The following is a 22,713-nucleotide window of genomic DNA, read 5'->3' as shown; positions in this document are numbered from 1 at the left end:
TCAGCGCCGGGGCCTGGGGCTACTAAAGCCCCAGTGCCTCGCTGACGTCCTGCAGCACCTCGTCAAGGGCCGCCCGCGCTGCCTGCCGGGCCACCGGCAGTTCTGCCGCGGTGCCTACGTGGTGAATGACTTCCAGGTAGCACTTGAGCTTGGGCTCGGTGCCGCTGGGCCGGATGATAACCCGGGTGAGGTCCCTTGTGAGGTAGAGGAGCCCGTCAGTGGCAGGAAGCTGCTCGGTGCCCTCGGCCAAATCCGTGAAAAGTTCCACCGCGGAGGACCCGAAGGACTCCGGCGGGTTGACGCGGAGCCGGTTCATCATGGCGTCCAGGAGGCCCAGGTCCGCCACCCGGATGCTGAGCTGGTCGCTGGCGTGCAGGCCGTGCTGCAGGTACAGCTCGTCCAGGGTGTCAAAAACGGTCTTTCCGTCAGCCTTTGCGGCTGCGGCGAGTTCCGCGATCAATACCGCTGCGGAGATCCCGTCCTTGTCCTTCACCACCTCGGGCGCCACACAGTAACCCAGGGCTTCCTCATAGCCGTACAGCAGACCTGGCACCCGGGAAATCCACTTGAACCCGGTCAGTGTCTCCTCATGCGCGTAGCCGGCTGCCGTGGCGATCCGTGCCAAAAGCCGTGAGGACACGATCGAATTCGCGAACACGCGCTGGCTGCCGCTGTCGCCGTCGTTCCCGTCAGTTGCCGCCAGCCGGGCTGCGATGTGGGCACCCAGCAACGCCCCAACCTCGTCGCCGCGGAGCATCCGCCAGGCACCGGTGTCCGGATCCTTCGCCGCTACTGCCGCCCTGTCGGCGTCGGGATCGTTGGCGATCACGATGTCAGCACCCAGCCGTTCAGCCGTTTCCAGGGCAAGGTCCAGCGCTCCGGGTTCCTCCGGGTTAGGGAAGCTGACGGTGGGGAAGTCCGGGTCCGGTTCGGCCTGCTCGGCCACAAGGGTGACGTTAGTGAACCCGGCAGCCTTCAGCACGGCCTGCGCGGTTTCGCCGCCCACGCCGTGCATCGGGGTGAGAACGATGCGCAGGTCCCGGGCAGGGAAGCGTTCCGGCAGGGCCAGGGCCGCCGTGGCGTGCTCGTAGCCCTCGGCCAGGGCGCTGTCGAGCACTGTCCAGCCGCCGGGGGCAAGAACAATGGATTCCAGGGGGCCCACGGCGTCGATATGGGCGGCGATCTCCGCGTCGTAGGGCGCCACGATCTGGGCGCCATTGCCGCTTTCCGGAACGGTATGGCGGCCCAGGTAGACCTTGTAACCGTTGTCCTGCGGCGGATTGTGGCTGGCGGTAACCATCACGCCGCCGTCGCATTCCAGCGCCCGCACGGCGTAAGCCAGCAGGGGAGTGGGAAGCGCCGCCGGCAGGAGGAAGGTTTCTATCCCCGCTGCCGTGAAGATGGCGGCGGTTTCTTCCGCGAAGATGTCCGAGTTGTACCGGGCGTCATAGCCGACGACGGCGCGGGGGCGGGTTCCCGGTGACGCCTGCCCCACTGCCTGGAGCAGGAAGTCCGCCAGCCCCGCGGCGGCCCGGCGCACCACCACCCGGTTCATCCGGTTGGGTCCGGGACCCAGGGCCGCCCGCAGGCCTGCTGTACCGAACTGCAGTGTCCCGCGGAAACTGTCTTCGAGCTCCTGCCGGGCTGCCGGAGCCCCCTCCTCAACAAGCCGGACAAGATCCAGCAGCGAAGCCGAAGTCTGGGGGTCCGGGTCCTGGGCGGCCCATCCGCGGGCCTCGTTGAGCAGGCGGAAATCGGCATCGGAAGACGTCATGGGCCTAACCTATCGTCATTGGGCACCGAACTCTTCCCCATCAGGCCCCTCGCCTCGCACGCTCGGCCAGGGAACCCGGCGGGCGTGGGCCCAATTAACCGGCCGAGACGGAAAAATCCCACCCTTAGAGCCGCGCGATGATTTCGGCGAGCAGCTTTGAAATCCGGGGGCCTGCGGCCTGTCCTGACTCGAGAACTTCCTGGTGGCTGAGGGGGTGGGGGCTGATGCCCGCGGCAAGGTTGGTGACCAGTGAGATTCCGAATACTTCCATCCCGGCATGGCGCCCGGCGATGGCTTCCAGCGCGGTGGACATTCCCACCAGGTCGGCACCTATGCGCTTGGCGTACTGAACCTCTGCGGGGGTCTCGTAGTGAGGGCCGGGGAACTGGGCGTAGACACCTTCGTCCAGGGTTGCGTCCACTTCCCGGGCGAGCCCGCGGATGCGGGCGGAGTAGAGATCTGTCAGGTCCACGAACGTGGCGCCCTCCAGCGGTGAGGCGGCGGTGAGGTTGATGTGATCGCTGATCAGCACAGGCGTGCCGGGTGCCCAGTTTTCATTCAGCCCGCCGCAGCCGTTGGTGAGGACCAGGGTGCTGCAACCTGCTGCCGCCGCCGTCCTGATTCCGTGGACTACGGAGCGGACACCCTTGCCTTCGTAGTAGTGGGTGCGGGCGCCCAGGACCAGGGCCCGCTTGCCCTCCTTGGTGAGCACCGAGCGGATGGTGCCCACGTGCCCAACAACCGCAGGAGCGTGGAAGCCGGGAACTTCTTCAGCGGACAGGGTGGCGGTGGTTTCGCCGATGAGGTCGGCTGCCTCGCCCCAGCCGGAGCCCAGGACCAGGGCGACGTCGTGGCTGTCCACGCCCGTTTCCTCGGCAATGTACTCGGCAGCGGCACGCGCGGCAGCGAAGGGATCGGTGTTCAGGAAGTCTGTTGTACTCACTGGTACAAGTTATCCTGCCGCTCCGCCTGCGCCCACCCTTGGCCCGCTTTTGTGAGAGACCGTTTTCTTTGGTGGTCAGGGGAGGATGCAGGACAATGATTGATTGTGACTACGCATCCAGATTTCAGCTCACCCCGGATCGCAATCTTGGGAGGTGGTCCCGGCGGATACGAAGCCGCCATGGTGGCCGCCTCGCTCGGAGCGCAGGTCACGATCATCGAGCGGGCGGGACTGGGCGGCTCGGCCGTACTGACCGACGTCGTCCCCTCCAAGACGCTGATTGCCACGGCGGACCTGATGACCCGCGTCGCCGAGGCGGGGGAGCTGGGAGTGAAGTTCGACGTTGACGGCGGCGACTTTGTGCCGGTGATGCGGGCGGACCTCAAGCACATCAACGACCGCCTCCTCAATTTGGCGCGCAGCCAGTCCAAGGACATCCACGACGGCTTGGCCAACCAGGGCGTCCGCATCCTGACCGGCTCCGGCCGGCTCGTGGACGACCACACCATCGAGGTTCTCACGGCGGAGGGTACGGAAACCGTGGAGGCGGACACCATCCTGCTCGCGGTGGGCGCCCATCCGCGTGAGCTTGCCACGGCCCGGCCGGACGGCGAGCGGATCCTCAACTGGACGCAGATTTACGACCTCGATGAACTGCCCGAGGACCTGATCGTTGTGGGTTCCGGTGTGACGGGAGCCGAGTTCGCCTCCGCCTACAACGGCCTGGGTTCCAAGGTGACGCTGATTTCCAGCCGCGACCGCGTTCTTCCCGGATCCGACGTGGATGCAGCAGTGGTGCTGGAGGAAGTGTTCGAGCGCCGCGGCGTCCGCGTCCTGTCCCGCTCCCGTGCCGAGTCCGTGGAACGGACCGAGGACGGCGTTGTGGTCACCCTCAGCGACGGGTCCAAGGTAACCGGCAGCCACTGCCTCCTCTGCCTGGGCTCCATCCCCAACACCGCTGGCATTGGTTTGGAAGAAGCCGGCGTGGCGGTCAGTGAAAGCGGCCACATCAAGGTGGACGGCGTCTCCCGGACCACCGCTCCGAACATTTACGCCGCGGGTGACTGCACCGGGGTGCTGCCGCTTGCCTCGGTGGCCGCCATGCAGGGCCGCATCGCCGTGGCCCATTTTATGGGCGACAGTGTCACCCCGCTCAAGCTGCACCAGGTTGCCTCCAACATCTTCACCTCGCCCGAAATCGCTAACGTGGGCGTTTCCGAGGCAGAGATTGACTCCGGCAAGTACCAGGGTGACGTGGTCAAGCTTTCGCTGCGCAGCAACGCGCGCGCCAAGATGCGCAACCACAAGGACGGCTTCGTAAAGATCTTCGCCCGGAAGGGCTCCGGAACGGTGATTGGCGGTGTGGTGGTGGGGCCGAACGCTTCCGAGCTGATCTTCCCCATCTCCATCGCAGTGAAGCAGAAACTGCACGTGGATGACGTGGCCAGCACCTTCACCGTCTACCCGTCATTGACCGGGTCCATCTCGGAGGCGGCGCGCCGGCTGCACGTGCACCTGTAGCGGGTTGACCCCGGAAGGGGAAGGGGCTGGAAAGTCTGGACCCCTGCGGCGCCTCCTGCGTAGACTCCTTCAAGGACCGGCCGGGAATTTCACTAAGGAATTTCCCGGCCTTTCCTGCATCAGTCGTCGACGCGAGGAGAACCCCCATGGAATTTCAGGACGTCAAGTGGAACGATCAGGCGCGGGAGAAGATCCTGCTGGACGCCGACCGGGCGCTCCAGGAAGCGGTCCGGGAAGCTGCGTCGTCTTTGTCCGATTCCGGCAAGGACGAGGTGTACAAGTTCCTGTTTGAAAAGCTGAAGGACCAGTTTGTGGATTTCCAGCCTGGGCCGGACCTCACCCAGTATGCGGAGGCTGTGGCCGGCGGCGAGTTCTCGGGTGCCGGCGAAGCACGGGCTGAAGGGTAGCCGGGGCCATGACAACAGCCCTTGTCCGTCCCCGCAGCGGCAAAATCATCGGCGGTGTTTGCGCAGCCCTGGCCACCCGGTTCGGGCTCCCGAAATTCCTGGTCCGGCTGGGCTTCGTGATTTTCGGCCTGGTGGGGATCGGCGAACTGGTGTACATCGCGCTCTGGATCATGATTCCCAAAGCACCGGTGTAATAGCACAGGGTCCGGCAGGCTCAACCGCCGGCGGGAACCGCCTGGGGCCACGGCCGCCGGGTTCCCTGACCGAGCTTGCGAGGTCAGGGCGCGGCTGGGGAAAAGTGTTTTTCGATCAGTCCCTTGATGTCCTCGTGGCAGCCGCCGCAGCCGGTGCCGGCCCGGGTTGCCTTGGACACGTCGGCCACCGTTGAGCAGCCTTCCTCCATGGCGCCCGCGATGGCCGCTCCGCTGACACCCGCACATCTGCAGACCGTTCCCTGTGGGTCGGCAGGAGCGCCCGGAAGCTGGTCCGGCCCATCGAGGCGCAGGAGCAGGGACCTGTCGGCCGGCAGTTCCGCACCGCGTTCAAACAGCCCCACCAGTTCCGCGGCCGTGCGCGGCATTCCAACGGCCACCAGGCCCTCCAGCACGCCGCCGCGGGTGGTCATCTTCACGTAGCGGCCGTGTTCAGGATCGGCCCACTGTGCGATTTGGAGGCGAGGGCGGCCGTTGACTGCACCGGCAGTGAGGACTTCCTCGTCCCAGGGTTCGGCAGCGTTGTCCCCGGCAACTGCCATGTTCATGCCCCGGGCCTTCAGGACAATGACGCCTGCCTGCTCGGGCGGCAATTCCGGCAGCAGGTCGGCGTCACCGGCCGCGGCGGACGCCAGGAGGGTCAGGTATTCGGCGAGCCACTCGGCCTGCCGCCAGCCGGGCCCGACAAGCCCGGACGGGCCCTTGGCGTTCCGGCACTGCGCGCAGTCCGGATCGGGGCAACGGACCTCAGCGCAGTCACCCACGGCAAAGATGTGCGGCTCGTGGTGGGCCCGGAGCCGGTGGTCCACCAGGATCCCTGCGGACGTGGAGAGCCCGCAGCCCTCTGCCAGTTCCGTGCGGGGACGGACACCGCACGAGAGGACCAGGAGGTCGCCGTCGATCGCCGACCCGTCGTCGAGCAGCAGGGCCGAGAACCCGCCGTCGGGCGCGTTGTGCTCCACACCGGTGGACCGCGCATTGCCGGCCATCCGGACGCCGCAGCGCCGCAGGCTGGCCGCCAGGACCGCGCCGCCGCCGCGGTCAATGTTGCGGCCCAGCGGATGGGGCCCGTTGTGGACCACGGTGACGGTGGCGCCTTCTTCCGCTGCGGCCAGGGCTGTCTCCAGCCCCAGGACGCCGCCGCCGAGCACCACCACCCGTTTGCCGCCGTCCACCGCCTGGCGCAGCACCTCCGCGTCACGAAGGTCGCGCAGCGCGGTAACACCCGCCGGGAGGACCGGCGCGGCGGGGTCCGGGTTGATGCCGGTCAGGTTGGGGATCACCGGGCGGGACCCGGTGGCGAAGACCAGGCGGTCGTAATGTGCTGCCCCGCCGTCGGTCAGGAGGACCTGCTGGCGTGCGCGGTCCACTCGGCGGACGCGGACGCCAAGGCGGACGTCCACACCTTCCGCGGCCAGGGCGCCGGCGTCGGAAAGTGCCAGGACATCGGCGGTGGTCCGCCCTACGCCGAGGTCGGCAACCAGCACGCGGTTGTACGCAGCTTCCGCTTCCGCGCCCACCACAGTGAGGTTCAGATGGCCGCTGCGGACGGCAGGCAGGAGCTCATCAACCAGCCGCGCCGCCACCGGCCCGAACCCTACAATGACAACTTCCTCGCTCATGAGGCCTCCATCGTTTGAAGCATGTTGGTTGAAACCGGCGCGGCAACCGGCCGCACCCACACCGTGTTGAACTTGAATTCGGGCATCCCGGAGATCGGGTCCGTAGCGGCCTCGGTGAGGCGGTTGGCGCTCTCGAGCTCGGGGAAGTGGAAGGGCAGGAAGACCGTGTCCGGGCGGATGGCGGTGCTCAGTTCAGCCCGGCACAGCACCTCGCCGCGCTCATTCGCCACCGAGACGAACGCACCCTCGGTGATGCCCATCGACGCCGCGGCCGCGGGGTGGAGCTGCAGCTTCGCTTCGGGCCGGGCCTCCAGCAGCTCGGATACCCGGCGGGTCTGCGCGCCGGATTGGTAATGCTCCAGGAGGCGGCCGGTGATGAGGGTCATGGTTTTCGCAGCCGGATCCGGGTTAGCGCCGGGAGTACGACGACGGCGGGGCGTCACCGGGGTCATAACGGCTTTGCCGTCTGAGTGCGCGAACTTCTCCCGGAACAGCCGTGGGGTCCCGTTGCTGCCGGCGGGGTAGGGCCAGTAGGCGGCTTCGCCGCGGTCGAGCATGGCGTAGTCGATGCCGGAATAGTCGGCGAGCCCGCCGGCCGAGGCGAGCCGGAGTTCCTCAAACACAGTTTGCGGGTCTTCGCTGTAGGTGGACGGGGCGTCGAGGGCCTCAGCCAGCCGTGCCATGATCCAGAGCTCGCTGCGGGCCCCGGCCGGGGGAGTCAGGGCCCGGCGGCGGCGCAGCACGCGGCCTTCGAGGTTGGTCAGTGTGCCTTCCTCCTCCGCCCACTGGAGAACGGGGAGGATGAGGTCCGCCTCAGCCGCGGTCTCGGACATAAAGAAATCGCAGACCACCAGGAAGTCCAGGCTGCGAAGGCCCTTGATGACCGCGTTGGCGTCGGGGGAAGCCACGGCGATGTTGGAGGCGTGGACAAAAAGGCAACGGACGCCGTCAGGCTTTCCCAGTGACTGCAGCAGCTGGACGGCCGGCAGGCCCGGCCCGGGAATAAGGGCCTCCGGGACGCCCCAGACGCCGGCAACGTGCGCGCGGGCGGCGGGGTCGGTGATCTTGCGGTATCCGGGGAGCTGGTCGGCCTTCTGGCCGTGCTCGCGCCCGCCCTGGCCGTTGCCCTGGCCGGTGAGGGTGCCGTAGCCGCTGCTGGCCGAACCGGGCAGTCCGAGCAGGAGGCTGAGGTTGATGGCTGCCGTGGCGGTATCCGTGCCGTCCACATGTTGCTCCACGCCACGGCCGGTGAGGATGTAGCTGCCGCCCTTGCGTGCGCCTTCCGCGAGCCGGCGTGCGGTCTCCCGGATGAGTTCCGCCGGGACGCCGGTGATGGACTGCACCCGTTCAGGCCAGAAGGAGTTCACGCTGCGGACCACGGCGCTGTAGCCCGAGGTGCGTTCCTCGATGTAGGGGGTGTCCACCAGGTTTTCGTGGATGACCACGTGGGAGATGCCCAGCAGGAGGGCAAGGTCGGTGCCCGGCAGGGGCTGGAGGTGGAGACCGCCGCCGTCGGCCGTAAAAGCAGCCGTGGCCGAACGGCGGGGATCCACCACAATCAGCCCGCCGGCATCGCGCGTTCCCTTCAGGTGCTGCACGAAGGGCGGCATGGTTTCGGCCACGTTGGAACCAAGCATCAGGATGGTGCCGGCAGTGTCCAGGGCTTCGAGCGGGAACGGCAGGCCGCGGTCCACGCCGAAGGCCCGCATCCCTGCGGCCGCAGCGGAGGACATGCAGAAACGGCCGTTGTAATCGATCCGGGAGGTCCCCAGGGCGAGCCGGGCAAACTTTCCCAGCATGTAGGCCTTCTCGTTGGTGAGACCGCCGCCGCCGAACACGCCCACCGAGTCCCGGCCGTAGCGGGCGCGGGCGTCCTTCACGGCGCCCACTGCGAGTTCAAGCGCCAGATCCCAGCTGATGGGGCGGTGGACGCCGTCGGCACCCTTCAGGAGGGGCTCGGTGATCCGGCCCGGATGGTTCAGGAGCGAGGTGGAGGTCCAGCCTTTGCGGCAAAGGCCGCCGCGGTTGGTGGGAAAGTCCCGGCCGCTGACTTGAAGGAATGGCGCGTTTTTGGCGGCAGACGCCGGGAGGGGCAGGACAGTCACGGGGACTGGCCCCGGCTGGGAAGCCGGGGCCCGTCCCGCTGGAGACGTGAGCGTCATGGCGCACTGCAGGGCGCAGTAAGGGCAGTGCGTGTCGGCGCTTTTGGTCATGTTAGACGTGTCCCATCGCATTTCGGTTGGCATTGCGGATGTAGCAGGCCCAGCAGACAACCAGCATCAGGACGTAAGCCCCGACGAAGCCGTAGAAGGCGGGCGTGTACGATCCGCTGGCGGTGTTGGAGGCGTTCAGTACCTGCGGGATGACAAACCCGCCGTAGGCGCCGATGGCGGAGATCAGGCCGAGCGCCGAGGACGCGAGGCGCTGGGTTGCCACTGAGCTTGCCCCGTTCCGGGCTGCCCGGCTGGAGGTGGCGAAGATGACCGGGATCATCCGGTAGGTGGCGCCGTTTCCGAAGCCGCTGGCGGTGAAGAGCATCAGGAAGAGGACCAGGAAGAGCCAGAAGTTCTTCAGCGGCAGGGTCCAGACCATGGTGAGCGTGATGACGGCCATGGACGCGAAAGCAGCCACGGTCATCCGGGCGCCACCCATGCGGTCGGCCATGCGTCCGCCGTACGGGCGGGCCAGGGAGCCCACCAGCGGTCCGAGGAACGCCAGCGAGAGTGCTACCGTGCCCACTCCGATGGAGGAGAAGGCTGGGAAATAGTCCTTGATCAGCTTGGGGAACACACCCGCGAAGCCGATGAAGGAGCCGAAGGTACCGATGTACAGCAAGGCCATGATCCACAGGTGCGGTTCCTTCAGTGCTGCCACCGAACCTGCGATGTCCCCCTTGGCGCTGGTGAGGTTGTCCATGAACTTCCAGGCGCCAAAGGCCGCAACCAGGATGAACGGCACCCACATCCAGCCGGCCATGGGCAGGTTGACCGTGCCAACGGCGAGCAGGGTGATCACAATCGGGACAGCGAGCTGTGCGACGGCGGCGCCCATGTTGCCGCCGGCGGCGTTCAGGCCCAGCGCCCAGCCCTTTTCCCGGGCCGGGTAGAAGAAGGTGATGTTGGCCATGGAGCTGGCGAAGTTTCCGCCGCCGAAGCCGGCGAGGGCTGCCACGAGCAGCATGACAGCGAACGGGGTTTCCGGGTTGGAGACGCACAGGGCCAGGCCGGTAGACGGAATCAGGAGCAGCAGGGCGGACACGATGGTCCAGTTGCGGCCGCCGAAGCGCGGAACCATAAAGGTGTAGGGGATGCGCAGGGTTGCGCCGACCAGGCTGGGCATGGAGATTAGCCAGAAGATTTCGGAAGTGGAGAAGTTGAAGCCGGCGGCGGGCAGCTGGACCACCACGATGGACCAGAGCTGCCATACAACGAAACCGAGGAACTCGGCGAAGATTGACCAGTTGAGGTTGCGGCGGGCAATGGAGCGGCCGGTGGATTCCCACTGTTCCTTGTTCTCGGCATCCCAGTTGGCGATCCAGCGGCCGGGGCGGAATTCAAGGACGGGGGCTTCTGTGGTGCGGGTAGAGCCGGGCTGTGCGCTGGCGGATGCGGCGGTTCCGGGCCTTGCGGCTTCGTCCAGATACAGGGAATTGCCGGGGCCGGCATCAGCGGTGCGGTCAACAGTCACGGGGTACCTCCTTTTGGGGGGATGTTGTTCCTCCAAGGTAGGGATGCCGCGTTTCGCGGACCGACGGGGTTTGTTAACGCGCTGTGACATTTGCCTATCGGTGGCCGGTGACGAACGTGAGGCATAGGCTGGGGCCACAACGTGAGACGCACGGCACAGGTCCGGATAGTGGACCTTTCGTCCATTGACTGGACCGCCGGAACTAATATTGAACTCTAACTATTTCGAGCCGGGCCTTTACGCACGGCCTGGCCGGTTCTCATGAAAGCGTTTACCTATGTCATCCACCGATACCTCCACGGTGCCCGGATCCCCGCAGCCGGTGAACTCACGCGGCCGCGTGATCGTCGCCAGCCTGATCGGCACCACGGTTGAGTTTTACGACTTCTACGTCTATGCCACCGCGGCCGTCCTGGTTTTCCCGCAGCTGTTCTTCCCCAACCAGAACGAAACCACCCAGCTGCTGAGCTCCTTTGCCGTATTTGGCGTCGCGTTTGTCGCCCGCCCGCTCGGCTCCATTGTCTTTGGCCACTTCGGCGACAAGTTCGGCCGCAAGGGCACCCTGGTGGCATCACTGCTGACCATGGGTATTGCCACGTTCCTGATCGGCTGCCTGCCCACCGCACTGGTTCCCGGCTGGGGTTTCTGGGCTCCGGCCCTGCTGGTGGTTATGCGTTTCGCCCAGGGCCTGGCCCTGGGTGGCGAATGGAGCGGCGCTGCGCTGCTGGCCACGGAGAATGCTCCGGCCAACAAGCGGGCCATCTACGGCACCTTCCCCCAGCTGGGCGCCCCCATCGGCTTCATCATCGCCAACGTGATCTTCCTGGTCTTCAGCTACGCGCTGTCCCCGGCTGACTTCCAGTCCTGGGGCTGGCGCGTGCCGTTCCTGCTCAGCGCCGTGATGGTCATCATTGGCCTCTACGTCCGCCTGAAACTGATCGAAACCCCGGCCTTCACCAAGGTGATTGAGTCCAACGAAGTGGCCAAGCTGCCACTGGGCCGGGTATTCAAGACCAGCTGGCGCCAGCTGATCCTCGGTACGTTCATCATGCTTGCCACCTACGTGCTCTTCTACCTGATGACCACGTTCACCCTGACCTACGGCACGCGCCCCGCCAGCCTCGACGCAGCCCGGGCCGCCGCAGAAAAGGCCGGGAAACCGATGACCGAGGCCGCCGCGGCAGCCTTCGTTCCGGGCCTGGGCTTCACCCGCAACGACTTCCTCTGGATGCTCATTGCCGGTGTTGTCTTCTTCGGCATCTTCACCCTGGTCTCCGGACCGCTGGCCGAAAAGTACGGACGCCGCAAGATGCTGCTTGCGGTCACCGGCGGGATCTTCGTCTTCGGCCTGCTTTTTGTCCCGCTGTTCAGCGGCGGGTTCGTTGGCACCATGGCCCTGCTGGTCATCGGCTTCTCCCTGATGGGCCTGACCTTCGGGCCGATGGGTGCGCTGCTGCCGGAACTGTTCCCCACGAACGTCCGCTACACAGGATCGGCCGTTAGCTACAACTTCTCCAGCATCCTGGGCGCAGCGGTGGCTCCGTTCATCGCCGTTGCCCTGTGGGAACTGGCGGACGGCAGCCCGGTACTGGTGGGTATCTACCTGACCGCCATGTCGGTACTGACCCTCATCGCCCTGTTCGTCAGCAAGGAAACCCGCGACGTGGACTACGAGAACAACGTGGCCTGATAACGCCGCCGCCCTAACAAGCGGAATGCCCGGCTGGTCTGTGGACCAGCCGGGCATTTTTATGTGCCCGAGGCGTAGCGGGCCACAAAGTTTTCCAGGATGTTCATGGGTTCGGTGACCGTGAATTGCCGGGCGTCGTCCATCAGCTGCTCGGCCGATTCCGGCGGAAAGTAGCCCGCATGCCGGTAGATGTCGATGCGGGTGCAGAGGCCTTCGGCGTCGAGCTCGGGGTGGAACTGGGTGGCGTAGAGGTTGGTGCGGATGCGGAACATCTGGACCGGGCACGCGGCAGACCTCGCCAGCAGCACGGCGTGCTCGGGCAGGACGGTGCAGGCTTCCTTGTGCCCCGTGAAGGCGGTGAACGTCCTGGGCATGCCGCTGAGCACCGGATCCGCCAGGCCGGCGTCCGTCAGCTCAATCCCGGCGGCGCCGAGTGGTTCGCCGAAGGTCCTGTCGATCACGGCGCCCTGATGCCTCCCGAGGGTGCCGACGCCGTAGCAGGCACCGAGGAACGGGAAGTCCCGGGCCACCAGCTGGTCCAGGAGCCCGGACAGCTCGCGCTCCACACGGTGCTGCGCGGGAGTCTTATGTTCGGGCGGATCGCTGGACGTGAACGGGCTGCCGCCCACGATCACGCCCGAGTAGCTGTCAAGGTCCAGTTCGGGCAGGGGAGCGGCCTCCAGCCGGATGCGCAGCAGCTCGGAGGGTTCCAATCCGCCGTACCGGAGGTAAGCGGCATACTCGTCCTCGGCAGCTGCGTCTTCGGCCCTTGACGCCAGGAGCAGGAAAGGCAACATCTGCCTAGTGTGCCTTTTCCGGCGGAACCTGTCAGCTTGTCAACCAGTCAGCTGGCGGCGGGCTGGCTCAGGGACCGGCGGGACTGCGGCCGGGCAGCCGGGTCGGCATGGCGGTGCAGCAGCTTCCAGTACCCTTCCTCACGGCGGAAGACGCTGGTCACCCGGAGCGCGAACTCCTCGGCGACGGCGGCGCCGTCCAGCCGTGCACGGAAATGTTCCGTTTCCACCAGGAAGGCAGTGTCACGGGCGGTGTAGGACGTGATGGTGTCGAATCCGAGCATCTCACCGTCCTGGAACTGCCGGGCCGCCTGGTCCAGCCGGGCTTCCACCTGCGCCCAGCCGCGGGCGATGCCGCCGAACGGGTTCGCCAGCGTGACGTCGTCGAGGCGGGAGTACAGCTCCTTGATGGGTCCCGGGTCTCCCCGGGTGATTTCGGGGACGGCGAGGTGGTAGCGGTCCACTTCTTCTTCAAAGCTGGGTGCGAGCATGGGGGCCTCCGGCGCTTGCTAGTCTTCGATGGTGGCGATGACGGCGCCTGCTGACACTGTTTCGCCGGGTGCGGCGGTCAGGCCGGTGATGGTTCCGGAGCGGTGAGCGGTCAGCGGCTGCTCCATCTTCATCGCCTCAAGGACCACTACGAGGTCGCCCTCGGCCACAACATCGCCGTCGGCCACCGCCACCTTGACGATGGTGCCCTGCATGGGGGAGGTCAGCGCGTTGCCGGTGGCTGCAGCCGTGCCTCCCGAGCGGACGCGCTTCTTCGACTTGCCGGGCTTCGCTGCGGCGCCGGTTCCCACCGACCCGAGCGAGGCGGGCAGCACTACCTCGAGCCGTTTGCCGCCAACTTCAACCACCACGCGCTGCCGCTCCTCGGAGTCAGCCTCGGTGCCGGCGCCGCCGTCGGGGGTCCATGCCGGGAGGTTGTTGACGAATTCGGTCTCAATCCAGCGGGTGTGAACGCTGAAGGGGCCCTCGGCCGGTGCGAATGCGGGGTCCGAAACCACGGCGAGGTCGAACGGGATCACCGTTGGGATGCCTTCCACCACCATTTCCGCCAGGGCGCGACGGGCGCGCTGGAGGGCCTGCGGCCTGCTGGCCCCCGTCACGATCAGCTTGGAAAGCATGGAATCGAAGTTGCCGCTGATCACGTCGCCCTCCTCCACGCCGGAGTCGATGCGGATGCCGGGGCCCGTGGGGTTCTTCAGGACCCGGAGCGTGCCCGGGGCCGGCAGGAAGTTCCGGCCCGGGTCTTCGCCGGTGATGCGGAATTCGAAGGAGTGGCCGCGGACCTCGGGATCGCCGTAGCCAAGTTCCTCGCCGCGGGCCAGGCGGAACTGCTCGCGCACCAGGTCGATGCCGGTGACTTCCTCGGAAACGCAGTGCTCCACCTGCAGGCGGGTGTTCACCTCAAGGAAGGAGATGGTGCCGTCCTGGCCCACCAGGAATTCGCAGGTGCCGGCGCCAAGGTAGCCGGCCTCCTTCAGGATGGCTTTGGAGGACTCGTACAGGCGGCGGTTCTGTTCCTCGGTAAGGAACGGAGCCGGGGCTTCCTCCACAAGCTTCTGGTTGCGGCGCTGCAGCGAGCAGTCGCGCGTGGAGACCACCACCACGTTGCCGTGGGCGTCCGCCAGGCACTGGGTCTCGACGTGGCGCGGTGCGTCCAGGAAACGCTCGATGAAGCACTCGCCGCGGCCGAAGGCTGCGGTGGCTTCGCGGACAGCGGATTCAAAGAGTTCGGGAATCTCGTCGCGGCTGCGGGCAACCTTGATGCCGCGGCCGCCGCCGCCGAAAGCGGCCTTGATGGCTACGGGGAGCCCGTACTGGTCCACGAAGTCGAGGATTTCCTCGGCGGACTGGACCGGGTCCGCGGTGCCGGGAACCTGGGGTGCGCCCACCCTCTCGGCGATGTGCCGGGCTTGGACCTTGTCGCCGAGGGCGGAGATGGCCTCGGGCGAGGGACCGATCCAGGTGATGCCTGCCTCGATCACGCGGGCAGCGAACTGCGCGTTTTCGGCCAGGAAGCCGTAGCCGGGGTGGATGGCGTCCGCGCCGGACTGGCGGGCGGCGTCGATGATTTTGTCCATCACCAGGTAGGACTCGGCGGCGGTGCTGCCGCCCAGCGCGTAGGCCTCGTCAGCAAGGCGGACGTGCAAGGCGTCACGGTCTGCGTCCGCGTAGACGGCAACGGAGGCGATACCTTCATCACGGGCGGCGCGGATGATGCGCACCGCGATTTCACCGCGGTTGGCGATCAGCACCTTTGTGAGGGTCGACTGTGCGGGACGTGCGGACTGCTCCAAATTTGCTGACAAGGCGTCTCCTTCTTTTCTTCAGGGAGCCTAGCGTGGTTTTGAGGGTTCCGCCGATATTACTTGCGGATTCCGCGTGTAAAGAGCCCAGGCTTTGTAGGGAAGCTACAAGACTCCCGGAAATCGCGTACCTTTACGCCGCGGGCCACAGGTCGGTGATGCGCACCTGTGCCTGCGCCAGCAAACCGCGGAGCGTGGAGACGGACAGGCCGACCACGGCGTGCGGGTCGCCGTCGACCTTTCGAATGAATGCCCCGCCCAGCCCGTCGATGGTGAAGGACCCGGCGCAGTGCAGCGGCTCGCCGGTGGCGATGTAGGCGTCAATCTCCGCCGCATCCATCTCAAGGAAGGAAACCTCCGCGGAAGCCACCGTCCCTAGGGTGGCGCCCGTGCCCGGGGCAGCGCCGTCGTCGGGGTCCGTCTCCCTGCAGTCCACCAGCCAATGTCCCGTATGCAGCACGCCTGCGTTGCCGCTCATCCGCAGCATGCGCTCACGGGCGACGGCGGCGGTGTACGGTTTGCCGTGCGCCTCGCCGTCGAACTCGAAGACGGAGTCGCACCCGAGCACCAGCGCACCTTCCGCTTCCGGCAGCGCCGCCACCGCCTCCGCTTTGGCCCGGGCCAGCAGCAGGGCGGTATCGTGCGGGTCGGTGATGCCGTAGCGTGCCTGGACGGCATCCTCGTCAACGTCAGACACCAGTACCGAATGGCGGATGCCGGCCTCGTTGAGGAGCTTGGTGCGGGCGGGGGACTGGGAGGCAAGAATCAGGCGGACCACGGCCCCCAGCCTAATTGATCAGCGCCGGCCTGGTGGACCGGCGTCCCTAGTGGACTAGCGCATCTGGTGCCGGTGCTGCCTTGGGCTTGCTGAGCTTGGCGCCCTCCACGTCCACGTCCGGCAGGATGCGGTCCAGCCAGCGGGGGAGCCACCAGGACTTCTCGCCGAGCAGGTACATCACTGCCGGAACAATGGTCATGCGCACCACGAACGCATCCAGCAGGACACCGAAGGCCATTGCGAAGCCGAGGGGCCGCACCATGGTGAGGTGGCTGAAGATGAAGCCGGCAAAGACGCTGACCATGATGATCGCCGCGGCCGTCACCACGGCGGCAGCGTGGCGGAAGCCCACCCGGACCGCCTGCTTGGCTGAGGATCCGTGCATGTACGCCTCGCGCATTCCGGAGGCGATGAACACCTGGTAGTCCATGGCGAGCCCGAAGAGCACCCCGATGAGGATGATGGGCAGGAAGCTGAGGACTGCGCCGGGGTTGGCGACGTCGAACACGCCGCCCAGCCAGCCCCACTGGTACACGGCCACCACGGCGCCGAACGCCGCGGCGAGGGAGAGCAGGAATCCTCCCGTGGCGAGCAGCGGCACCACGATGGAGCGGAACACCAGCAGCAGCAGGATCAGGGAAAGTCCGACGACGATCGCCAGGTAGGGCGGCAGGGCGTCACCGAGCTTCGTGGAGACGTCCACGTTGCCGGCGGTCTGGCCCGTCAGTCCCATTGCTACATCGAATTCGGACTGGATGTCGTCGTTGAGGCCCCGGAGCTCGGAGACCACCTGCACGGTGCTGGCGCTGGCGGGGCCTTCCTTGGGGATCACCTGGAAGACGGCGGTCCGGCGGTCTTCGCTGAGAGCAACGGGCACGGCGGCCACCACATTGTCCACGGCCCGGAGCTTGTCCGCGACGTTGTACTGCAGCGTCTGTGCTTGGGCTTCGTCCAGGTTTGCGGGGAATTCACCTACGGCCACGATGGGGCCGGTGACACCTTCGCCGAAGCTCCGGGCGGTGAGGTCGTAGGCCTGGTAGGCCTCGGAATCCACCGGTTCAGAGCCGCCGTCGGGCAGTGCAAGCTGCAGCTGTGTGGCGGGCAGCGCGAGGGTACCCAGGAGGAGTACGCCGGCCAGGAGTGCCAGCACGGGGTGCCGGGTGACGAGGCCGCCCCAGCCGTGGGTGCTGCGCTCGCGGTCCTGGGCTTCGTCGGTTGCTTCGTGGCCGGGTTCGGCGTTATGGGCCTCGGCTTTGGCCCAGGCCCGCCGGGAGATGATGCGACGGCCGATCAGGGAGAGCATGGCCGGGGTGAGGGTGATGGCCACGAGGACTGCTACAACCACGGTTCCCGCCGCGGCCAGGCCCATGACGGCGAGGAAAGGCAGTCCCGGCACGACGAGTGCGGCGAGGGCGATGATCACGGTAAGGCCCGCGAAGACCACAGCGTTGCCGGAGGTGCCGGTGGCGCGGGCCACCGATTCCTCCTGGTCCATGCCCGCAAGAAGCTGGGTCCGGTGCCGGTTGACGATGAACAGGGAGTAGTCGATCCCCACGGCCAGGCCCAGCATCAGGGCAAGCATGGGGGAGATGGAGCTCATGTCGAAGAGGCCGGATAGTGCGAAGGTGATGCCCACACCCACGCCGACACCGATCACGGCCATGAGCAGCGGCAGTCCCGCGGCGATGAGCGTTCCCAGCATGAGGATCAGGACCAGGGCGGCGACGGCGATGCCGATAATCTCGGCGGCGCCGAAGAGTTCGGAGATGTCCTCGGTGATTTCCTTGCTCGCGTAGGCGGTGACGCCGGCGGCGGAGGTTTCATGCGCGATGTCCTGGACCTGCTGGCGGACCTCTGGGCTCAGGCCGTTGATGGAGGTGCTGAACTGAACCTGTGCGACGGCGGCGCGGCCGTCTTCGGAGACAAAGCGGATGGCAGAGGAAGCGTCTGCCTGGCGCTTGCCCAGTTCGAGCTTGGCCTTGCTGGCTTCGAGCTCCCGGGTGCCGGCGTCGAGCCTTGCCTGGCCTTCCGCGAGGGCGGCCTGTTGCTGGCCAAGCCGTTCCTCGATCAGGGCAGCGGGGGCGCCGGCCGCTGCGAGCTGCTGTTCGGCTGCATCGAGCTGGGCTTTGCCGGCCTCAAGCTCTGTGCGGGAGGCGTCAAGTTGTGCCTGGCCCGCGGCAAGCTGCTGCTCGCCGTCGGTGATGGCCTGCCCGGCCTGGTCCACCTGTGCCTGTGTGGCGAATGGATCTATGGTGCCGCGGACATCGGGCACTGACTTCAGCTTTGCCAGCGCCTCGGTGACGGCGGTGCGGCTCTCGGCCGTGAAGCCGCCGTCGGGCGCCTCAAACACGATGGTGGCGCTGCCGCCGGACGCTGACGGAAGCTCTTCCTTAAGTTTGTCGGCGATGCGCTGGGTTTCAGTGCCGGGGATCTGGAAGTTGTTGGACAGCGTGCCATGGAAAGCGGCAGCCGAACCGCCCACGGCCACCAGGGCAGCCAGCCACAGCGAGATGACCAGCCAGCGCCGGCGGTAGGAAAACTTGCCCAGGCGGTACAGGAGCAGTGCCATGAAGGGAAACCGATCTGATCAGGAGGAACGGGAGCCGGAAGATGAAGAAGACGGTTGGGCTGTGGTGAAGCCGGAACCCAGGAGCGCCATGGCGTCGATGAGCAGCTGACGGAGTTCGGCGAGGGAAGCCGGCGAAAGGTCAGCGCCACGGCGGGCAAACCAGACTTCCATGGCGGCCTTGCCGCAGGAGATCACGGAGCCGGCGAAGGCGCGAAGGTAGAGTTCGTCCGCAGCGTTGGGCGTTCCGGCCGCACGTTCCCGGGCCACGGCCGTGATTTGTTCCCGGCAATGGTCCCAGGCTTCCAGTTCGGAGTGGGACATCAGGCTGCTCTGTTGGGTGAGGGTAAAGAGCTCGGCCAGCGGCGCTACCGTCATGGGGTCCGCGAGGGCCATCAAGGCCGCCTGGGCCGATTCCAGGACTGGTTCGTCGGCCGGGCGGAGCCGGAACTGCTGGATGGCGTTGTCCAGGAATCCGTGCGTAACTGACGCGAGGGCGGCGTCGGTACTGCCGAAGTAGTTGAAGAAGGTGCGTCGCGAAATTCCGGCAGCATCCGCGATGTCCTCCACGGTGAAGTTTCCCGGACCGCGGCTACGCAGCAGCGACAAGGCGGCCTCGGTGATTGCCTGGCGGGTCGCTGCCTTGTTCAGCTCACGCCGGGACGGGCTGGCAGCCGCCGGTGCTGCCGGCTCAGTGGAAGTTGACACGCCCTTACACTACGTGCAAGTTTGCACTCCGGGCAAGTTTCCACGGGAACCCTTCACAGGAAGATGAAAGGTTCCGGACAGCTCTTCCAGAACCTGCGCCGCGATGCTGGTGATGCCTCCGAAGAGGCGAACCACCACCAGCCGTCACCGACGGCGGATCCAGGAGACAGGAGGTGTCATGCACAAATAAAAATGACAGGCGGTGACGGACGGAAACTGACCCAGGCCGAGGCTGACGCCGTGACTCAGGCCGTCGAAGACGGCGTCATCGGCGGCCACTGATTCCTCCCCCCCACGCAAAGAAGCCCCCGGGAGAATTCCCGGGGGCTTCTTTGTGCAGCAGGGTGAGCAGCGGCCCTTAGGCCTTCACGTCCGCCAGTTCACGCGTTGTGGTGTCCGTGGAGGTCCCGTCGGACGGCGCGTCAGCAGCGTTTTCCGCGGCATCGATGGTGTCGTCAACAAACGGCGTTCCGTTGCGGGGTGCGTTGTACAGGGCCTCGTCCAGGATGCCCTGGCGCTTGGCGACGATGGTGGGGACGAGTGCCTGGCCGGCGACGTTCACCGCGGTGCGGCCCATGTCCAGGATGGGGTCAATGGCCAGGAGCAGGCCCACGCCGGCAAGCGGCAGTCCCAGCGTGGACAGCGTCAGCGTGAGCATCACGACGGCGCCCGTGGTGCCGGCGGTTGCCGCGGAGCCCAGGACGGATACCAGTGCGATCAGCAGGTACTGGCTGAAGTCGAGCTGGATGCCGAAGAACTGTGCCACGAAGATGGCCGAGATGGCGGGGTAGATGGCAGCGCAGCCGTCCATCTTGGTGGTGGCGCCCAGCGGCACGGCGAAGGAAGCGTAGCCGCGGGGTACGCCCAGGCTGCGTTCGGTCACACGCTGGGTCAGGGGCAGGGTGCCCACCGAGGAGCGGGAAACGAAGGCCAGCTGGACGGCGGGCCAGACGCCGGAGAAGTACTGCTTGACCGACAGTCCGTGGGTGCGGACCAGGATGGGGTAGACCGCGAAGAGCACGAGGGCCAGGCCAACGTAGATGGCGAAGGTGAACTTGCCCAGCGAGCCGATGGTGTCCCAGCCGTAGACTGCGACGGCGTTGCCGATAAGGCCCACGGTACCCAGCGGTGCGATGCGGATGATCCACCAGAGGACCTTCTGGATGACGGCCAGGGCAGAAGCGTTCAGGTTCAGGAAGGGCTCGGCGGCCTTGCCCACCTTGAGCGCGGCAACACCTACGGCGATGGCGATCACCAGGATCTGGAGCACGTTGAAGCTGACGGAGGTGGTGACGACGCCGGATTCGGCGACGGTGGAAGTGGCACCCAGGCCCAGGAAGTTCTTGGGGAACAGTCCGATCAGGAACGCCCACCAGTCACCCACCTTGCTGGGGGCTTCGCCCTGACCGGTGATGCCTGTGTTGGCGCCGGGCTGCAGGAGGACGCCCAGGCCGATGCCGATCAGCACGGAGATCAGGGAGGTAATGGCGAACCACAGCAGCGTGTTCCAGGCCAGCTTGGCGGCGTTGGACACCTGGCGCAGGTTGGAGATGGAGCTGACGACGGCGGTGAAGATCAGGGGGACGACGGCGGTCTGCAGCAGCGATACGTAGCTGGAGCCGATGGTCTGGAGTGTGGCGCCGAGGCCGTTGGGGCTGGCTTTGGTGCTGCCGGTGTACTTGGCCAGCAGGCCGAGGCCGAGCCCTACGATGAGGGCGGCGATGATCTGGAAGCCGAACGAGCCAGCCCATTTGGGCAGCTGGAAGCCGGTCCTTCCTGCGGATTCTGGGGTGCGGGTTGATGTGCTCACCCGAATACGTTAGGGCCCGCTCCAATATCACGGCGAACGCATGTTGAGAAATGTTACGGCCTCGCATGGACGAAAGGACCGGGAAGGTCCCCATAAAACAGCGGTTTTCTGCTTTTTTATGAAGTTATTCCCACGGTGGAAGTGCTTAACATCTCGCTTCTGCGGACCGTCCTGGCTAGGTTGGCCGGGGCCGCGCGCGTACGTGCATCCGCTCGCCCTGCTGTCCAAACAGGCTGATGAACTCGACGGGCCTGCCGTCGGCGCTCGCGAACCAGTGCGGCGTGTGGGTGTCGAACTCCGCGGCTTCCCCGGCACGAAGTTCAAAATCCTTGTCGCCCAGCACCAGGCGCAGCCGTCCGTTGAGGATGTAAAGCCACTCGTAGCCTTCATGAACGCGCGGATCCGGTTCAGCCCCGCGGGCATCGCCGGTCAGCACCATTTTGAAGGCCTGCAGTCCTCCGGGGCGTCGGGTCAGGGGAACGGCCGTCATGCCGGCATGGGTTATGGGGCGCAGGTGGATTCTCGGATCCCCGGTGGGCGGGGCGCCCACCAGGTCATCGAGGGGAACCCCGTACAGCCGCGCGAGAGGCAGCAGGATTTCGAGGTTCGGCCGGCGCTGGCCGGATTCCAGGCGGGAAAGGGTGCTCACCGATATCCCGGAGGCTGAGGAAACGTCGCCAAGGGTGAGGTTCCGCTCCGTGCGGATCGCCCGTAGCCGGGGGCCGACCGCCCCGAGAAGGTCGTCCAAGTCAGTTGCCATTCCACCATTTTGCCATATTGGCAAATAAGATTGCCAGCAATCCTTGGGGTGGTAGAGGCTGGTGTTACCGCCCCGAGGACGCTTGGGGCAAACATACAGAACGCGAGGAAGGACAAAAGAGCATGGACACCAGCGGGTATGACGTCGTAATTATTGGCGGAGGTGCCGCAGGGCTCAGCGCGGCGACGACCTTGGCACGGGCGCTCCGCTCGGTGCTGGTCATAGATTCCGGAACACCAAGGAATGCACCCGCTGCGGGGGTGCACGGCTTCCTTTCGAGGGACGGAATGACGCCCTCGGACCTTCTGTCCGTCGGGCGGAACGAAGTGCTCTCCTATGGCGGTACGGTTATCGACGCCGAAGCTGTTTCAGCGCGGCGCACGCCTGATGGCTTCGAAGTGGTAACCGAAGATGCCCGCCGGTTCGCCGGCCGGCGACTCCTCGTCACCACCGGTTTGACGGACGAACTGCCTCCCATCCCTGGGCTGCGGGAGCAATGGGGAAAGGGCGTTGTGCACTGCCCCTACTGCCATGGCTGGGAAATCCGCGGGCAACACATCGGTGTGCTGGGAACGGGCCCTTTGTCCCTCCATCAGGCGTTGCTGTTCAGGCAATGGTCCAGCGATATCACCCTCTTCCTGAACGACACCGTGGAACCCACTGATGAGGAATGGGACAAGCTTGCGGCCCGGTCCGTCACGGTGGTTGCCGGACCAGTGGCTTCCGTTGACGCTGTGGACGGTGTCCTCAAGGCGGTCACCCTCCGCCAAGGCACATCGTTCCAAATAGGCGCGCTGGCTGTCGGCACGCGGATGGAGGCCAGGTCCGCGCTCCTGGAATCGCTCGGGCTGACGTCCCAGGTGCACCCGTCGGGCGCGGGACGTTTCATCGGGACCGACCCCATGGGTGCCACGGACGTCCCCGGCGTATACGCAGCGGGCAATGTCTCCAACCTGATGGCCCAGGTGATCACTGCGGCTGCCGAGGGGGTTATGGCCGGCGCCAGGATCAACGCGGACCTCATTGAAGAGGAAACCCGGAAGGCTGTTGAGGGTCAACCGCGCCCCACCTCGCCGGCAGCAGCAGCCAAGGGATGAGCACCGCCAACCCCACCGGGGACACCGGCTGC

General features: G+C 66.4%; 18 protein-coding genes. 5 read left to right on the top strand and 13 right to left on the bottom strand.

Annotated elements, in window-relative coordinates:
- Positions 1 to 22: 22 nt before the first annotated feature.
- Together AC50X7_RS12220 and AC50X7_RS12215 are read right to left on the bottom strand one after the other, a co-directional pair.
- Positions 23 to 1,774, bottom strand: a complete 1,752-nt coding sequence (locus tag AC50X7_RS12220; RefSeq protein WP_494979238.1) for a phospho-sugar mutase — start codon at positions 1,772 to 1,774, stop codon at positions 23 to 25.
- A 124-nt stretch (positions 1,775 to 1,898) separates the two neighbouring features.
- Positions 1,899 to 2,717, bottom strand: a complete 819-nt coding sequence (locus tag AC50X7_RS12215; protein ID WP_494979237.1) for a purine-nucleoside phosphorylase — start codon at positions 2,715 to 2,717, stop codon at positions 1,899 to 1,901.
- Between the two features lie 105 nt (positions 2,718 to 2,822).
- Here AC50X7_RS12215 and AC50X7_RS12210 point away from each other — a divergent pair, with 105 nt between their 5' ends.
- The 3 genes from AC50X7_RS12210 (at position 2,823) to AC50X7_RS12200 (ending at position 4,839) form a co-directional block, all read left to right on the top strand.
- Complete coding sequence (locus tag AC50X7_RS12210; RefSeq protein WP_307095830.1) at positions 2,823 to 4,238, top strand: NAD(P)H-quinone dehydrogenase; 1,416 nt, start codon at positions 2,823 to 2,825, stop codon at positions 4,236 to 4,238.
- Positions 4,239 to 4,384: 146 nt separating this feature from the next.
- Positions 4,385 to 4,645, top strand: a complete 261-nt coding sequence (locus AC50X7_RS12205) for a hypothetical protein (RefSeq protein WP_494979236.1) — start codon at positions 4,385 to 4,387, stop codon at positions 4,643 to 4,645.
- 8 nt (positions 4,646 to 4,653) lie between these two features.
- The gene (locus tag AC50X7_RS12200) at positions 4,654 to 4,839 is read left to right on the top strand and encodes a PspC domain-containing protein (RefSeq protein WP_307095829.1); all 186 of its coding nucleotides are present in this window, start codon (positions 4,654 to 4,656) and stop codon (positions 4,837 to 4,839) included.
- A gap of 83 nt (positions 4,840 to 4,922) precedes the next feature.
- Here the strand turns inward: AC50X7_RS12200 and AC50X7_RS12195 are convergent, their stop codons facing one another.
- The 3 genes from AC50X7_RS12195 to AC50X7_RS12185 are packed head-to-tail and all read right to left on the bottom strand — an operon-like array spanning position 4,923 to position 10,166.
- Positions 4,923 to 6,479 carry an FAD-dependent oxidoreductase gene (locus AC50X7_RS12195; RefSeq protein WP_494979235.1) on the bottom strand — a complete coding sequence of 519 codons (1,557 nt, stop codon included), beginning with the start codon at positions 6,477 to 6,479 and terminating at the stop codon, positions 4,923 to 4,925.
- Entirely contained in the window at positions 6,476 to 8,692 is a 2,217-nt protein-coding gene (locus AC50X7_RS12190; protein WP_494979234.1) for a molybdopterin oxidoreductase family protein, read from the bottom strand. Before AC50X7_RS12190 ends, AC50X7_RS12195 begins: the two co-directional genes overlap by 4 nt.
- 1 nt (position 8,693) lies before the next feature.
- A complete protein-coding gene (locus AC50X7_RS12185) occupies positions 8,694 to 10,166 on the bottom strand; it encodes an MFS transporter (protein ID WP_494979233.1) in 1,473 nt (490 codons plus the stop codon).
- Between the two features lie 277 nt (positions 10,167 to 10,443).
- Between AC50X7_RS12185 and AC50X7_RS12180 the strand changes: the two genes are divergently transcribed.
- Positions 10,444 to 11,856 carry an MFS transporter gene (locus AC50X7_RS12180; RefSeq protein WP_494979232.1) on the top strand — a complete coding sequence of 471 codons (1,413 nt, stop codon included), beginning with the start codon at positions 10,444 to 10,446 and terminating at the stop codon, positions 11,854 to 11,856.
- A 59-nt stretch (positions 11,857 to 11,915) separates the two neighbouring features.
- On the opposite strand, the gene AC50X7_RS12175 is transcribed toward AC50X7_RS12180, so the two are convergent.
- The 8 genes from AC50X7_RS12175 to AC50X7_RS12140 form a co-directional block, all read right to left on the bottom strand.
- Positions 11,916 to 12,653, bottom strand: coding sequence for a glutamine amidotransferase (locus AC50X7_RS12175; RefSeq protein WP_494979231.1), 738 nt, complete (start codon positions 12,651 to 12,653; stop codon positions 11,916 to 11,918).
- A gap of 47 nt (positions 12,654 to 12,700) precedes the next feature.
- Positions 12,701 to 13,141 (bottom strand): YybH family protein, encoded by a 441-nt coding sequence (locus AC50X7_RS12170; RefSeq protein ID WP_104042915.1) that lies wholly within the window; start codon positions 13,139 to 13,141, stop codon positions 12,701 to 12,703.
- Positions 13,142 to 13,159: 18 nt separating this feature from the next.
- Entirely contained in the window at positions 13,160 to 14,965 is a 1,806-nt protein-coding gene (locus AC50X7_RS12165; protein WP_494979230.1) for an acetyl/propionyl/methylcrotonyl-CoA carboxylase subunit alpha, read from the bottom strand.
- 130 nt (positions 14,966 to 15,095) lie between these two features.
- Entirely contained in the window at positions 15,096 to 15,740 is a 645-nt protein-coding gene (locus AC50X7_RS12160) for a Maf family protein (RefSeq protein WP_494979229.1), read from the bottom strand.
- Positions 15,741 to 15,786: 46 nt separating this feature from the next.
- Positions 15,787 to 18,309: an MMPL family transporter gene (locus tag AC50X7_RS12155; protein WP_494979228.1), complete on the bottom strand. Its 2,523-nt coding sequence runs from the start codon at positions 18,307 to 18,309 to the stop codon at positions 15,787 to 15,789.
- A gap of 18 nt (positions 18,310 to 18,327) precedes the next feature.
- Positions 18,328 to 19,014, bottom strand: coding sequence for a TetR/AcrR family transcriptional regulator (locus AC50X7_RS12150; RefSeq protein WP_494979227.1), 687 nt, complete (start codon positions 19,012 to 19,014; stop codon positions 18,328 to 18,330).
- Positions 19,015 to 19,372: 358 nt separating this feature from the next.
- Positions 19,373 to 20,824 carry a dicarboxylate/amino acid:cation symporter gene (locus AC50X7_RS12145; protein ID WP_494979226.1) on the bottom strand — a complete coding sequence of 484 codons (1,452 nt, stop codon included), beginning with the start codon at positions 20,822 to 20,824 and terminating at the stop codon, positions 19,373 to 19,375.
- 175 nt (positions 20,825 to 20,999) lie between these two features.
- Positions 21,000 to 21,584, bottom strand: a complete 585-nt coding sequence (locus AC50X7_RS12140; RefSeq protein WP_494979225.1) for a helix-turn-helix domain-containing protein — start codon at positions 21,582 to 21,584, stop codon at positions 21,000 to 21,002.
- A 122-nt stretch (positions 21,585 to 21,706) separates the two neighbouring features.
- Between AC50X7_RS12140 and AC50X7_RS12135 the strand changes: the two genes are divergently transcribed.
- The gene (locus AC50X7_RS12135; RefSeq protein WP_494979224.1) at positions 21,707 to 22,681 is read left to right on the top strand and encodes an NAD(P)/FAD-dependent oxidoreductase; all 975 of its coding nucleotides are present in this window, start codon (positions 21,707 to 21,709) and stop codon (positions 22,679 to 22,681) included.
- Positions 22,682 to 22,713: the final 32 nt, after the last annotated feature.

This window comes from Pseudarthrobacter sp. Hb11 (genome assembly GCF_059383655.1).
Note: the sequence above shows the minus strand (reverse complement) of the source record. Positions and strands in the feature narration are given on the sequence as shown.

Excerpts from the sequence above, each read along its gene's own strand:
- AC50X7_RS12220 (WP_494979238.1), bottom strand. The coding sequence starts at position 1,774 with ATGACGTCTTCCGATGCCGATTTCCGCCTGCTCAACGAGGCCCGCGGA.
- AC50X7_RS12205 (WP_494979236.1), top strand. The coding sequence starts at position 4,385 with ATGGAATTTCAGGACGTCAAGTGGAACGATCAGGCGCGGGAGAAGATC.
- AC50X7_RS12200 (WP_307095829.1), top strand. The coding sequence starts at position 4,654 with ATGACAACAGCCCTTGTCCGTCCCCGCAGCGGCAAAATCATCGGCGGT.
- AC50X7_RS12195 (WP_494979235.1), bottom strand. The coding sequence starts at position 6,479 with ATGAGCGAGGAAGTTGTCATTGTAGGGTTCGGGCCGGTGGCGGCGCGG.
- AC50X7_RS12190 (WP_494979234.1), bottom strand. The coding sequence starts at position 8,692 with ATGACCAAAAGCGCCGACACGCACTGCCCTTACTGCGCCCTGCAGTGC.
- AC50X7_RS12180 (WP_494979232.1), top strand. The coding sequence starts at position 10,444 with ATGTCATCCACCGATACCTCCACGGTGCCCGGATCCCCGCAGCCGGTG.
- AC50X7_RS12175 (WP_494979231.1), bottom strand. The coding sequence starts at position 12,653 with ATGTTGCCTTTCCTGCTCCTGGCGTCAAGGGCCGAAGACGCAGCTGCC.
- AC50X7_RS12170 (WP_104042915.1), bottom strand. The coding sequence starts at position 13,141 with ATGCTCGCACCCAGCTTTGAAGAAGAAGTGGACCGCTACCACCTCGCC.
- AC50X7_RS12155 (WP_494979228.1), bottom strand. The coding sequence starts at position 18,309 with ATGGCACTGCTCCTGTACCGCCTGGGCAAGTTTTCCTACCGCCGGCGC.
- AC50X7_RS12140 (WP_494979225.1), bottom strand. The coding sequence starts at position 21,584 with ATGGCAACTGACTTGGACGACCTTCTCGGGGCGGTCGGCCCCCGGCTA.
- AC50X7_RS12135 (WP_494979224.1), top strand. The coding sequence starts at position 21,707 with ATGGACACCAGCGGGTATGACGTCGTAATTATTGGCGGAGGTGCCGCA.